The organism is Xenophilus azovorans DSM 13620, assembly GCF_000745855.1.
Classification (GTDB): domain Bacteria; phylum Pseudomonadota; class Gammaproteobacteria; order Burkholderiales; family Burkholderiaceae_C; genus Xenophilus; species Xenophilus azovorans.
The window spans coordinates 1-12,900 of sequence record NZ_JQKD01000085.1; the positions used below are offsets into that span (position 1 = coordinate 1).

General features: G+C 71.4%; 10 protein-coding genes and 1 other RNA gene. 3 read left to right on the plus strand and 8 right to left on the minus strand.

Annotation, left to right across the window (positions count from 1 at the left end):
- On the minus strand, nt 1–417 hold a 417-nt coding region (locus tag Q392_RS25185), incomplete at its 3' end, for a Bug family tripartite tricarboxylate transporter substrate binding protein (RefSeq protein ID WP_038214656.1).
- 77 nt (nt 418–494) lie between these two features.
- Nucleotides 495–2,822 (minus strand): DUF6351 family protein, encoded by a 2,328-nt coding sequence (locus tag Q392_RS25190; RefSeq protein ID WP_245610815.1) that lies wholly within the window; start codon nt 2,820–2,822, stop codon nt 495–497.
- A 570-nt stretch (nt 2,823–3,392) separates the two neighbouring features.
- Between Q392_RS25190 and htpX the strand changes: the two genes are divergently transcribed.
- Nucleotides 3,393–4,277 (plus strand): protease HtpX, encoded by an 885-nt coding sequence (gene htpX / locus Q392_RS25195; RefSeq protein WP_038214659.1) that lies wholly within the window; start codon nt 3,393–3,395, stop codon nt 4,275–4,277.
- Between the two features lie 67 nt (nt 4,278–4,344).
- Here htpX and norR read toward each other — a convergent pair whose 3' ends face one another.
- Entirely contained in the window at nt 4,345–5,904 is a 1,560-nt protein-coding gene (gene norR, locus Q392_RS25200) for a nitric oxide reductase transcriptional regulator NorR (RefSeq protein ID WP_038214686.1), read from the minus strand.
- A 158-nt stretch (nt 5,905–6,062) separates the two neighbouring features.
- On the opposite strand from norR, the gene hmpA reads away from it, so the two are divergent.
- Entirely contained in the window at nt 6,063–7,241 is a 1,179-nt protein-coding gene (hmpA, locus tag Q392_RS25205) for an NO-inducible flavohemoprotein (RefSeq protein ID WP_038214662.1), read from the plus strand.
- Here hmpA and Q392_RS25210 read toward each other — a convergent pair.
- The 5 genes from Q392_RS25210 to cysK are packed head-to-tail and all read right to left on the minus strand — an operon-like array spanning nt 7,205 to nt 12,245.
- Nucleotides 7,205–7,930: a ProQ/FINO family protein gene (locus tag Q392_RS25210; protein ID WP_038214664.1), complete on the minus strand. Its 726-nt coding sequence runs from the start codon at nt 7,928–7,930 to the stop codon at nt 7,205–7,207. The genes hmpA and Q392_RS25210 overlap by 37 nt on opposite strands.
- 30 nt (nt 7,931–7,960) lie before the next feature.
- Nucleotides 7,961–8,521 carry a VUT family protein gene (locus Q392_RS25215; RefSeq protein WP_038214666.1) on the minus strand — a complete coding sequence of 187 codons (561 nt, stop codon included), beginning with the start codon at nt 8,519–8,521 and terminating at the stop codon, nt 7,961–7,963.
- Nucleotides 8,518–10,221: an NAD(P)/FAD-dependent oxidoreductase gene (locus tag Q392_RS25220; protein WP_038214669.1), complete on the minus strand. Its 1,704-nt coding sequence runs from the start codon at nt 10,219–10,221 to the stop codon at nt 8,518–8,520. Before Q392_RS25220 ends, Q392_RS25215 begins: the two co-directional genes overlap by 4 nt.
- 57 nt (nt 10,222–10,278) lie before the next feature.
- Entirely contained in the window at nt 10,279–11,325 is a 1,047-nt protein-coding gene (locus tag Q392_RS25225; protein ID WP_051953951.1) for a J domain-containing protein, read from the minus strand.
- Nucleotides 11,325–12,245, minus strand: coding sequence for a cysteine synthase A (gene cysK / locus Q392_RS25230; RefSeq protein ID WP_038214671.1), 921 nt, complete (start codon nt 12,243–12,245; stop codon nt 11,325–11,327). The genes Q392_RS25225 and cysK overlap by 1 nt, the downstream gene beginning before the upstream one ends.
- 66 nt (nt 12,246–12,311) lie before the next feature.
- On the opposite strand from cysK, the gene rnpB reads away from it, so the two are divergent.
- An RNA gene (gene rnpB / locus Q392_RS31495) (RNase P RNA component class A) lies at nt 12,312–12,671 on the plus strand.
- Nucleotides 12,672–12,900: the final 229 nt, after the last annotated feature.

Here is a 12,900-nt window from a genome sequence, read left to right on the forward strand (position 1 = left end):
GTTGGCTTCCAGCTGGGGCTTGCCGATCAGCGTCATGGGCACGTCGTTGATGATGCCCAGGTACTCGAAGTCGGTCTCGTAGTTGTAGGTGAGCTTGCGGTACAGCACCGGGGTGGTGGCCATGCCCACGTGGGTGACCAGCAGGGTGTAGCCGTCGTTGCGCGCGCGGGCGACCTTGGCGGTGCCGATGGTGCTGCCGGCGCCGGCGGCGTTGTCCACCACGATGGTGGTGCCCAGGGCTTTTTGCATGGCCTCGGCCAGGTCGCGCGCGACCTTGTCGGTGGGCCCGCCCGCGGCGAACGGCACCACGAAGGTGATGGGCTTGCCGTCGGGGAAGGTCTGCGCCTGCGCGCCGAAGGCGGACAGGGCGAGGGCGGCGGTCAGCGTCAGGGCGCGTCGGATGGTGGTCTTGCTCATGGATCGGAACAGGTTTCGAGTGGAGGAAATCGATGTAGGAAATGCCGCCGGCCGGGAAAGGCCGGCGGCAGCGGACGTCACAGGTTGGGGTTCAGCGTCTGGGTGATGTCGAAGAGGAGCTTCTCGGGCGAGGGGCCGAACGACAGCCAGGTGCCGTGCAGCGGCTGCTGGCCGACGCCGGGCTGCGTCCAGTCGCACACGCCGTCCGGGAAGGCGGCCGTCAGGCGGTTCCACTGCGGGCCGGTGAAGATCACCTTGTAGTCCGAGGGGTTCAGCGGCTTGAGCTGGCACTTCGCGATGTCGTCGGTGAGCGGGCCGCCCGCGGCCATGCGCGGCGTCGTGCCTGCGGGATAGAAGGTATTGCACGCGCCGTCGCCGAAGGCGGTCTGCTCTTCCGTGTACTTCAACCCACCGTGCCAGCAGGCGTCCTTCAGGTCCGCGGGGCGGTTGGCGGCGATCTTCTGCGCCCTGGGCCGGTCGGAGGTGTCCGCCCCGGCCGCGGTCAGCCACACGTGCATCGCATCGAACGCTTCCGCCGTGCTGCTGCCGGCGGTCAGCATCACGTGGTTGTCGACGTGACCGTTGGCCTTGCGCAGCCGCTCCCGCATGGAGAACGAGTGGATCTTGGTGTGGATGTCGCCGTTGACCGCACCGTCCAGGTAGTTGCGCAGGTCGATGATGGCGGTGGATGCGAGCCCGCCGCCGCCGCTGACGATGCGGCCGGACTGATAGGCGCGGCGCAGCGCATCGGGATCGCCGACCGTGCGCTGGGCGATGCGCTGCATGTCGCGGTCCAGGCCGCCTGCGCGTTCGTTGAGGTCGAGGAACTTGTCGATGCCGAGCTTGCCCTCGTTCAACGCGTTCAGGCCGTACTGGATGCCGACGTTGTCGATCGGCCGCAGGGCGAAGCCTTCGGCCTCGGTCTTGCCGTAGACGTTGATGGTGTGGTCGAACACGGTCGCCCTGGCCCCTCCCGGGTTGTTGATCGGGTGGTAGCGCTGCTCCACCGGCAGATCGGCGGGGAAGGAGACTGTCGGATCGAGCCGCCCGGCGGACCCGCTCATCGCCGCGATGTTGGCCACCTGCAGGTAGCCCGAGATGGCCAGCTTCTCGGCCGTGGTGTAGTTCAGCGCGGCCGTCGCCGGGTCGGTGAAGTAGTTCTGCAGCACGCGGGAGTCGAACAGCTTGAAGATGGTCGACGAGGTCACGTCCGCGAAGGTGGAGCTCACGACCACGCCGTCGAACAGGCCGGGGTAGTTGTCGGACGTCTGGTGGCTCTGGTAGGAGCCGCCGGAGCCGCCGGTGCCGATGGTGTAGGTGGGCGTGCCGAAGTTCTCGATGAACCGTTCCTTGACCATGGCCGTGGTCTCGGACGACAGCAGGTCGTTGCAGTTCGTGCCGAAGACGTTGAGCGTCGACGTCGTGACGGCGTAGCCCCGGCTCTGGTAGAGCGGGTTGATCAGGGTCGGGAAGTCGTTGCCCTGCTTGTACCAGCCGCCCTGGCAACCGCCGCCCAGCGGGTAGATCAGCCCGCCGTTCCAGCCGGCGGGCGGCGTGGTGGGGGACGGCTCCGGCTCGTTCAGGAAGTCGTGCAGGATGGCCGACTGGTAGAGCGCCCGGTTGATGGTCCCGCTCTCGAGCCTGACCACGTAGGGCACCTGCTTGCCGTTGATCTCGAGGTAGCTCATGTTGGCCGGGTACTCGGTCACGGCCGAGGGCACGATCCGCGTGTTGCCGCCCGAGGTGTTCCGGTACCAGTAGTCGACACGGGTCTCGGTCGAGCACTTGCCGTCGTCCAGCGGCGTGAGCTTCTGGCCGCCCAGCCGGGTGAAGGTCGCGTATCCGCAGACGAACGGTTCCTCGTGCGGCCCGGAGAACACCGGCCCCGTGATCGGATAGGCGGTGAGCGCGAGCCGGGTGCTGTAGGCGCCGTACTGGGCGCTCACTTCATTGGCGCCGAGCTGCAGCCCCGTCACCTTGCCGATGAAGTGGCCCGTGGCGGGGTGGCGGGTGAACTTCGCCGTCTGGTCGGTGCCGTTGACGGTCACCTTCAGGCTGTCGGGCGGTTGCTCGCTCAGCACGTCCAGCTGGATCAGTGCATCGTCGCCGGTGACGAGATGGGCCGGCGAGGACAGGACGCTGAGCTTGACCGTGGCGTCCGGCGGCACGGGCGTTTCCGGGTCGGTGCCCGGGTCCGTGGTGCCGGGGTCGGTCGGGCCGGGGGTACCCGGCGTGCCCGGGCCGCCCGGCGGATTGCCGCTGCCGGGCGGAAAGAGGGCCACGCCGGCGCCGTCGCCGCTTCCGCCGCCGCAGGCGCTGAGGATCAGCGCCGCGAGCAATGCGCTGGCGCCAGCTGCCGCGCGAGCAGGCAGGGCGCCCCTGGGGGCCGTGCATCGTCTTGTCATTGACAGTGTCTCCGTTGTGTGTGGGTGATGAGGAAAGCTGGCCCGTGGCGGACGTGTTTCCGTCGGGCACGCGGTGCGCCTGCATCCGTCCGGGAGATCGAGGTCAGGGGGTTGCGGCCGGCGGCGTGCGCCGCAGGCATTTCCGCGGCGCTGGTGGTCGCGAGGTGCATGTCCGTCTCCGTCCTCTCCCGTTGCGGGCGGGCCGCTCAATGCAACGGACATGCCACGCCGTGGCGGCGCTGCAAGTGCTTGATTTCAAAGGGGTTGGATGCCCGGAGTCGTGGTTTTCCCGCGCCGCGATGGATGGCGGGACGGACACCGATCGGAGGCCGAGGCCGGAAAACCGCCGGGCCCGGCCCAGGCCCTGGCGGATGGACGGCGCCTTTCGGCCTTGTCCGATGCGGGGATTTGCGCGGCGGGCGGTGGCGGTTCCCTATGATTTCCGCGCTGCGGTCGCCTGTGCCCATGGGCGGCGGCGACATCCCGCCGGGCCGCAGGCGGGGCTTGAAATCCGGGAGCCCCGCTCACATTTGGACGGCAGCCATTTCCTTCATACCCACGAGCAAGACCTTGAAACGCATTCTTCTGTTCGTCATGACCAACGTGCTGGTGGTCGCGGTGCTCGGCATCGTCGCCAGCCTGCTGGGCGTCAACCGCTACCTCACGGCCAACGGGCTGAACCTGGGCGCGCTGCTGGGCTTCGCGCTCATCATGGGCTTCGGCGGCGCGATCATCTCGCTGCTGCTGTCCAAGACCATGGCCAAGATGGGCGCCGGCGTGCGCCTCATCAACGAGCCGCAGTCGCCCGACGAGGCCTGGATCGTCGCCACCGTGCGCAAGTTCGCCGACCAGGCCGGCATCGGCATGCCCGAGGTCGGCATCTTCGAGGGCGAGCCCAACGCCTTCGCCACCGGCGCGTTCAAGAACTCGGCGCTGGTGGCCGTCTCCACCGGCCTGCTGCAGAACATGACGCGCGAGGAGGTCGAGGCCGTGATCGGCCACGAGATCGCGCACGTGGCCAACGGCGACATGGTGACGATGACGCTGATCCAGGGCGTGATGAACACCTTCGTCGTGTTCCTCTCGCGCGTGATCGGCTACGTGGTCGACGGCTTCCTGCGCCGCGGCAGCGACAACAACTCCGGCCCCGGCATCGGCTACATCGTCACCACCATCGTGCTGGACATCGTGCTGGGTTTTGCCGCCGCCATCGTGGTGGCCTGGTTCTCGCGCCAGCGCGAGTTCCGCGCCGACGCAGGCGCCGCGCAGCTCATGGGCCGCCGGCAGCCGATGATCAACGCGCTGGCGCGCCTGGGCGGCCTGCCGGCCGGCGAGCTGCCGCGTTCGGTGGAGGCGATGGGCATCACCGGCAAGCTGGGCAGCCTGTTCGCCACCCACCCGCCGATCGAGCAGCGCATCGCGGCGCTGCAGAACGCGGCGCCCGGCGCCTACTGATCCGCCGTGCGGCACCCGCCGCGGTGTCCTGCCCTCCGAAGGCCGCCTCGTGCGGCCTTCGCCGCGTTCAGGGCCGGCCCAGGCCCAGGCGCCGCGCCAGCCGCTGCAGGTTGCCGCGGTCCATGCGCAGCTCGCGCGCGGCGGCGGCCCAGCGGCCGCCGTGGCGCTGCAGGCTGTCCTCGATCAGGCGGAGCTCGTAGGCCAGCACGGCCTGGCGCAGGCCGGGGGACTCGGCCTCGTGGGCCGGCGCCGGGGCGGGCGCATGCGCCGGCGCGGCCGCCGCCACCGTGCCGGCCAGGTCCGCCGTCCCCAGCGTGAGCATGCGTGCGCGGCCCGGAGCGGCCGCATGCGGCGTGCGGCTGAGGGCGCGCAGCACGCCGCGGCTGATGAGGTGCTCCAGCTCGCGCACGTTGCCGGGCCAGCTGCGCGCCAGCAGGGCGGACTGGGCGGCCGCGTCCAGGCGCAGCCCCCGCAGGCCCAGCCGCGAGCGGTTCTCCTCCAGGAAGAAGCCGGCCAGCAGCAGCACGTCGCTGTCGCGCTCGCGCAGCGCGGGCACGTGCAGCGGGTACACGCTCAGGCGGTGGTAGAAGTCGGCGCGCATGCGGCCGGCGCGCACCTCGGCCGCCAGGTCGCGGTTGGTGGCGGCGATCACGCGCACGTCCACCCGGTGCTCGCGGTCCGAGCCCAGCCGCTGCAGCTGGCCGCTCTGCAGCACGCGCAGCAGCTTGGCCTGCACCGGCAGCGACAGCTCGCCCACCTCGTCCAGGAACAGCGTGCCCTGGTGCGCCTGCTCGAACTTGCCGCGGCGCTCGGACAGCGCGCCGGTGAAGGCGCCGCGCGCGTGGCCGAACAGCTCGCTCTCGACCAGGTTGTCGGGCAGGGCCGCGCAGTTGATGCTGACCAGCGGCCGCGCCGCCCGCGCCGACTGCGCGTGCACCGCATGGGCGACCAGCTCCTTGCCGGTGCCGGTCTCGCCGGTGATCAGCACGTTCAGCTCGCTGGCCGCCACCAGCGCCACGTCGCGCTGCAACTGGCGCATGGCTGGGCTCTGGCCCAGCAGCGTGCGCTGATCCGACGCGGGAGGCTCGCCCGGCGGCGCCTGGTGCGCCTGCACCCGCAGCTGGCGCAGCCGCTCGGCCGTCGCCACGGTGGCGGCGGCCAGGTTGCTGAAGGCCTGCAGCACGTCCAGTGCGACCGCGCCGGCAAAGCGCCCGGCGACCAGCGCGTCGAGCGTCAGCAGCCCCCAGGGCCGGCCGCCCGCCTGCAGCACGCAGCCCATGCAGTCGTGCACCTCCAGCACGGCGTGCGGCTGCGCGACCAGGCCGTCGTAGGGGTCGGGCAGCGGGCTGCCGGGCGGGAAGCGCAGGGCCTGCCCCGCCGCCAGCAGTTGGGCGAAGCGCGGGTGCTCGGCGATGCGGAAGCGCCGCCCCAGCGCGTCGGGCACCAGGCCGTCGATGGCCACCGGCCGCAGCCATTCGCCCTCCAGCCGCAGCAGCGCCGCCGCATCGGCCGGCAGCACGGTGCGCAGCGCGGCCAGCAGGCGCCGCAGGCGCTCGTGCTCGGGCAGGTCCTCGGCGAGATCGGCGACCAGGGGGACCAGTGCGTGCAGGGTGGCGGATGTTGTCATTTCGATCATTTTGCTATCGGATTGACGACGTCCGGAAGATGTCAATTTGACTCGATTACGCGTAAACCCTTGGTGAGCAAGGGCGGCCCCGCCGGGCACGCAGCATGCATGGCAGCGGGCGTTCACTTTCCCTTTGTTTCGCCTGGAACCTGCTCCTTATGCTGACCGAACGCCAACGCGCCATCGTCCAATCCACCGTGCCCCTGCTCGAAAGCGGCGGCGAGGCGCTGATCACCCACTTCTACACCACCCTGCTGGGCGAGCACCCCGAGGTGCGCCCGCTGTTCAACATGGCGCACCAGCACAGCGGCGCCCAGCCGCGGGCGCTGGCCTTCAGCGTGCTCATGTACGCCAAGCACATCGACCGGCTCGAGGCGCTGGGCGACCTGCCGGCGCAGATCGTCAACAAGCATGTGGCGCTGCAGGTGCAGCCGGAGCACTACCCCATCGTCGGCGCCTGCCTGCTGCGCGCCATCCGCGAGGTGCTGGGCGCCGAGGTGGCGACCGACGAGGTGATCGACGCCTGGGCCGCGGCCTACCGGCAGCTGGCCGACATCCTGATCGCCGCCGAGCGCGACGTCTACGACCGCACCGCCGCGGCCGAGGGCGGCTGGCGCGGCGAGCGCGCCTTCCGCGTCGAGAAGAAGGTGCAGGAAAGCGCCGAGATCACCTCCTTCTATCTGGTGCCGGCCGACGGCGGTCCGGTGATGGCGCACCTGCCGGGCCAGTACATCGGCCTGCGCGTCGCGGTGGACGGGCAGGAGCAGCGCCGCAACTACTCGCTGTCGGCGCCGGCCAACGGGCGCAGCCTGCGCATCAGCGTCAAGCGCGAGACGGGCGGCAAGGTGTCGAACTTCCTGCACGACCGGGTGCGGGCGGGCGACACGCTGGCCGTGTTTCCGCCGGCCGGCCACTTCACGCTGCAGCACAGCGAGCGGCCGCTGGTGCTGATCAGCGGCGGCGTCGGCATCACGCCCACGCTGCCGATGCTGGCCACCGCGCTGGGCGCCGACCGGCCGGTGACCTTCATCCACTGCGCGCGCGACCGCGCCGTGCACGCCTTCCGCGAGCGCATCGACCAGCTCGCGGCCGAGCACCCGCTGCTCACCCGCTACTACTGCTACGACCGCGCCGTGCCCGAGGACGAGGTGGACGCCGAGGGCTACCTGACCGAGCAGCGGCTGGGCGAATGGCTGCCCGCATCGCGCGACGTGGACGTGTACTTCCTCGGCCCGCGCCCCTTCATGCGCCTGATCAAGCGCGCCCTCAAGCACCTGGGCGTGCCGGAGCGGCAGGTGCGCTACGAGTTCTTCGGGCCGGCCGAAGCCTTGGCCTGAGCCAGCAGCCGGCGCGTCTCGTCCAGGTCCATGCCGTACATCTCGGCGAAGGCCTCCACCGTCGGCTGGCCGCTGGCCTCGAAGGCGCGCTGCAGCGCCTCGCGCCGCGCCACGCGGCGGCCGTGCTCGGCGAAGGCCTCGTCCAGCAGCAGCAGCGCCTCGGGGCGCGAGACGCGCACCTGCTCGGTGTAGGCCGCGCGGTCCAGGCCGCTGGCCTCGATGGCCTCGGCCAGCCGGGCCACCAGCTTGGGCCGCAGGTCCTCGTTCGGCGTGCGCGCTTGGCGGCGGCGGTACAGCTCGACGATCGCGTGGTGCACGTGCTCCGGCGCCACCGGTTCGACCACCTCGCCGTCCAGGCCGTGGCGCGGCAGGCGCTCGGCGATGGCCTGCAGGTAGCGCCCGGAGCGGGCATGCAGGCCCAGCGCCACCTTCAGTTCGTCGGCGGGCAGCTCCTCGGGGTGGCGCGCCAGCAGCTCCTCGTACACGCCGCGCTGCAGCGGCAGGAAGCGTGCGCCGAACAGCTTCGGGTACAGCGCCGCCAGCTTCTCCAGCAGCGGATGGACCTTGCGCTCGGCGCCGGCCGCCTTGGCGGGGCTGCCGCCACGGCGGCGGCCCTTGTTGTTGTTGCGCGGCGCCGGCGGGGCGGCCTCGGGCGCGGCGGTGTCGGGAGAGGCGTCGGGAGCGTTCATGTCGTCGTCGGCAGGGCAGGCGAAAGGGGTTCAGGAAGAGGCGTTGGAGGGCTGCGGCCGGGCCAGGCTGCGCGCGATCAGCAGGCGGAAGGGCAGCAGCATGCCGACGCCCACCGCCAGCTTCACCGCCAGGTCGCCCAGCGCCCAGGTGATCCACGGGCCGCCGGTGCCGGCGAAGCCGATGCCCCAGAACACGGCGCTGTCCAGCAGCGCGGCGGCGACGGTGGCCGCCAGCGGCGCGCGCCACCAGGCGGCGCGGCGCAGGCGGTCGAACACGCCGATGTCTAGCCATTGCGAGGCGATGAAGGCGGTGCCCGAGGCGAGGGCGATGCGCGCCGGCGCCAGCACGAGCGAGGCTGCGACCGCCACCGCGAAGCCCACCCACGCCACGCGGCGCGCGATGCGCGGCCCGAAGCGGCGGTTGACCAGCTCGCTCACCAGGAAGGCTGCAGGGTAGGTGAAGGCGCCCCAGGTCAGCCAGTCGTTGATGGCGTACTGCACCAGGATGTTGGAGGCGAGCACCACCGCGGCCATGGCCGCGACGGCCAGGGCGAAGAGGCGGGCGTCGTTCGGGCGCTGCATCGTCGTCATGCAGGGACCCTCCGCGCCTCGGCCTGCGCCGCGAGGCTGCGCGCCACCGCCTCGGCCGCCTTGATGCCGTCCACCCCGGCCGAGAGGATGCCGCCCGCGTAGCCCGCGCCCTCGCCGGCCGGGAACAGGCCGGCGATGCCGGGGCACTGCAGCGTGTCGGCGTCGCGCGCGATGCGGATGGGCGAGGAGGTGCGCGTCTCCACGCCGGTCAGCACCGCGTCGTGCCGGTCGAAGCCGGGGATCTTGCGGCCGAAGGCGGGGAAGGCCTCGCGCATGGCGGCGATGGCATAGCCGGGCAGGGCGCCGTGCAGGTCGCCCAGGCGCACGCCGGGCCGGTAGCTGGGCTGCACCTCGCCGAAGTCCGTCGACGCCCGGCCGGCCACGAAGTCGCCGACGAGCTGCCCCGGCGCGCAGTAGTCGCCGCCGCCGAGCACGAAGGCCTGCGACTCCAGCCGGCGCTGCAGCTCGATGCCGGCCAGCGGGTGCGGCCGGCCCTGCGCGCGCTCCAGCGCCTCGGGCGGGAGGTCGAGGTGGCGGTAGTCGGTCGGGTAGTCGGCCGGCTCGATGCCGATCACGATGCCCGCGTTGGCGTTGCGCTCGGCGCGCGAGTATTGGCTCATGCCGTTGGTCACCACGCGCTGCGGCTCGCTGGTGGCCGCCACCACCGTGCCGCCGGGGCACATGCAGAAGCTGTAGACCGAGCGGCCGTTGCCGGCGTGGTGGACGATGCGGTACTCGGCCGCGCCCAGCGCCGGGTGGCCGGCGTGCCGGCCCCAGCGCGCGCGGTCGATCAGGCCCTGCGGGTGCTCGACGCGGAAGCCGATGGAAAAGGGCTTGGCCTCGATCGGCGCGCCGCGGCCGTGCAGCATGGCGAAGGCGTCGCGCGCGCTGTGGCCGAGCGCCATCACCACGTGGTCGGCGCGTATTTCGTACGGCTGGCTGCCGGCCTGGTCCAGCACCGTCAGGCCCCGCAGGTGGCCGCCTTCGACGAGGATGTCCGTCACCTTGTGCCGGAAGCGGATCTCGCCGCCCAGCGCGACGATCTCGGCGCGCATGTTCTCCACCATCTTCACCAGGCGGAAGGTGCCGATGTGCGGGTGCGCCTCCCACAGGATCTCCTCCGGCGCACCGGCCTTCACGAACTCCGTCAGCACCTTGCGGCCGAGATGGCGCGGGTCCTTGATCTGGCTGTAGAGCTTGCCGTCGGAGAAGGTGCCGGCGCCGCCTTCGCCGAACTGCACGTTCGACTCCGGGTCCAGCGCCTTGCGCCGCCACAGGCCCCAGGTGTCCTGCGTGCGCTCGCGCACCGCCTTGCCGCGCTCCAGCACGATGGGGCGAAAGCCCATCTGCGCCAGCAGCAGCGCCGCGAAGATGCCGCAGGGGCCGAAGCCGACGACGACCGGCCGCGGCGTGCCTTCCGCGGCGTGCACCGGGGCGTGGTAGGCCATGTCGGGTGCGGGCTGGACGTGCGGATTCTTCGCATGCCGCGCCAGCAGCGCGGCCTCCTGCGCGGCATCGGCCAGCTGCACGTCAACGATGTAGACCGCCAGCAGCTCGGCCTTGCGCGCGTCGAAGCTGCGCTTGTGGACGGTGTGGCCGGCGATGCCGGCGGGCTCGATGCCCAGCGTCTGCGCGATGAGCGCGGGCAGCGCCTCGGGCGCGTGGTCGAGCGGTAGCTTGAGTTCGGACAGGCGGATCATGGCGCGCGGCCCGTGGTGATCGGGCAGGGGCGGGGACGACCCGCCATTGTAGGAAGCTTAGGGCGCGTCCATCTGCCGCTGCGCCCGCACCCAGCGCTTGAAGAAGTCGGCATCCGCCAGCAGGCGCCGCTCCTGCTGCAGCGCGCGGATGGCGTTGTGCAGGCGCGCCATCTCGTGCCGCAGCCGGTCCGCGACCAGCGCCGGGCGCAGCCTGCCGTGCGGGTTCAGGCCATGGCGCGCCTTGAAGTCCGCCTCGACCGCGCGCACCTCCTGCTGCAGTTCGGCCAGCTGGTCGGCCAGCACGCGGTTGTAGTGGCCCAGGCGCGCGTCGCCCAGGCCGTCGATGTGGCCGGCGTCGATCTGCTCGATCTCCAGCTGCAGTTGCAGCAGGTCCAGCAGGCGGTTGGCGGCGTAGGCCTGGTTCACGCGCTGCATCAGGGCCGTCTTTCGCAGGCGCTCCTGCTCGTCGGGCTCGCGGTCGGGGTGCAGGGCGCTGACCAGCTGGCGATAGACCGCGCGCACCGACTGGCTGGCCTGGACGGCCTCCTCGGACTGCCGGCGGGCGCGCTGCTCGCGCGCGGTGCCCTTCCGGCGGCGCTGCGCGTGGTGCGCGGCGCGCGCCGCCTCGGCCTCGGCGCGCGCGGCGGACGCCTCGGCCTCCACCCGGCGCAGCACGGCGTCGGGGCCATCGTCGTCCTCCGGCGCCTGCGACGCCGGCGAGGCGTACTTGTCGAGCAGGGCGTCCAGGCGGTCGCGCCGGGCCGGATCGTCCTCGCCCAGCAGCAGGCTGGCGGCCATGTCGGCGATGAGTCCGTGCAGTGCCTGCAGGTCGGTGCGGCCCAGCCGCATGCCGCCCGAAGCGGCCACGTCCAGGAAGTCCAGCAGCTCGACGTGCAGGTCGCGGTACTGCGCATGCAGCGGCAGGTAGTCCTGCGCGTAGCGCTGGTCGTAGGCCTCGATGGCGGCGGCCCACTCGGCCAGCAGCGCGCGCTGCGCGTCGATGCGCCCGGTGAGCGACGCGAACAGCTGTTGGGCGGGGCTGCGCGGCGCCGGCGCGTCGCCGCCGGCCGCCAGGTGCAGCCGGCGCGAAGGAGTCGGGGGCATCAGGCGGGCAGGAAACCCTCGATCGAGAGGTAGCGCTCGCCGGTGTCGTAGTTGAAGCCCAGCACCACCGCGTCCTTCGGCAGATCGGGCAGCTGCTGCGCGATGGCCGCCAGCGTGGCGCCGGAGGAGATGCCCACCAGCATGCCTTCCTCGCGGGCGCAGCGGCGGGCCATCTCGCGTGCCGGCTCGGCATCGACCTGGATCACGCCGTCGAGCAGTTCGGTCTTCATGATCTGCGGCACGAAGCCGGCACCGATGCCCTGGATCGGGTGCGGCGCCGGGCTGCCGCCCGAGAGCACGGGCGAGGCCGTGGGCTCCACCGCGTAGACCTTGAGCTTCGGCCAGCGCTTCTTGAGCACCTCGGCGCAGGCCGTGATGTGGCCGCCGGTGCCTACGCCGGTGATGATCGCGTCGATGCCCTCGGGGAAATCGGCGGCGATCTCCTCGGCCGTGGTGCGGGCGTGCACCTCGACGTTGGCCGGGTTGTTGAACTGCTGCGGCATCCAGGCGCCGGGCGTGGCGGCCACGATCTCCTCGGCGCGGGCGATGGCGCCCTTCATGCCCTTCTCCCTGGGCGTGAGGTCGAAGCTGGCGCCGTAGGCCAGCATCAGGCGGCGGCGCTCGACCGACATCGAGTCGGGCATCACGAGAATCAGCTTGTAGCCCTTGACGGCCGCCGCCATGGCCAGGCCGATGCCGGTGTTGCCGCTGGTCGGCTCGACGATGGTGCCGCCGGGCTTCAGCGCGCCGGCGCGCTCGGCGGCCTCGATCATGGCCAGGCCGATGCGGTCCTTGATCGAGCCGCCGGGGTTGGCGCGCTCGCACTTGATCCACACCTGCTGCGTCGCATCGCCGAACAGGCGCTGGATGCGCACGTGCGGCGTGCGGCCGATGGTGTCGAGGATGGTGTTGGCTTTCATGGACGGGGTCTCCTTTGAGGCGCGGGCAACGGATCGAATCGGGCATTGTGGCGATAATCGCGGTGTGAAGCACGCCGGACCGCCGCTGGTGCAAGTGCCGAAAGGCCGCACTGGAGGAACGTCCGGACTGCACAGGGCAGCGCAGGAGCTAACGGCTCTCCACCGTGAGGTGAGGATCAGAGCAACAGAGACGAGTCACCTTGGGTGCCACACCGTAGGCGAAAGCCGAAGGCACGAGCATCCAAGGTGGGTGAAACGGGCAATCTCTGCGCGCAGCAATACCAAGTAGGTGGACGACGAGGCGGCCCGCTGAGTCCACGGGTAGGTAGCACCGAGCCGTCCGGGCGACCGGCGGCCCAGATTGATGGCGGTCACGCGGCGGGCAACCGCCACGCACAGAATCCGGCGTACAGGCGTGCTTCACTTCTTTCCGTCGCGACCTCGTTCCGCTCCCCTCTTGTTGGGCCGTTGCTCCGGTATGGGAGTCAATTGTTTGCAATTGGGGTGCTCCACGGCACGCCTTTCGTGAACAAGTCCCGCCCTGGCCTTCCACGTTCGCTCCGAGAATCTTCCTGAAACACCTTTTGTTTCCTGATCGTTGCCTGTTGGCGTCGATCGGGCAGCGTGATTTCAGGGACGGCAGGGATGAACAAGA

Excerpts from the sequence above, each read along its gene's own strand:
- Q392_RS25190 (WP_245610815.1), bottom strand. The coding sequence starts at position 2,822 with ATGACAAGACGATGCACGGCCCCCAGGGGCGCCCTGCCTGCTCGCGCG.
- norR (WP_038214686.1), bottom strand. The coding sequence starts at position 5,904 with ATGACAACATCCGCCACCCTGCACGCACTGGTCCCCCTGGTCGCCGAT.
- Q392_RS25225 (WP_051953951.1), bottom strand. The coding sequence starts at position 11,325 with ATGCCCCCGACTCCTTCGCGCCGGCTGCACCTGGCGGCCGGCGGCGAC.
- Q392_RS25220 (WP_038214669.1), bottom strand. The coding sequence starts at position 10,221 with ATGATCCGCCTGTCCGAACTCAAGCTACCGCTCGACCACGCGCCCGAG.
- Q392_RS25215 (WP_038214666.1), bottom strand. The coding sequence starts at position 8,521 with ATGACGACGATGCAGCGCCCGAACGACGCCCGCCTCTTCGCCCTGGCC.
- Q392_RS25210 (WP_038214664.1), bottom strand. The coding sequence starts at position 7,930 with ATGAACGCTCCCGACGCCTCTCCCGACACCGCCGCGCCCGAGGCCGCC.
- cysK (WP_038214671.1), bottom strand. The coding sequence starts at position 12,245 with ATGAAAGCCAACACCATCCTCGACACCATCGGCCGCACGCCGCACGTG.
- hmpA (WP_038214662.1), top strand. The coding sequence starts at position 6,063 with ATGCTGACCGAACGCCAACGCGCCATCGTCCAATCCACCGTGCCCCTG.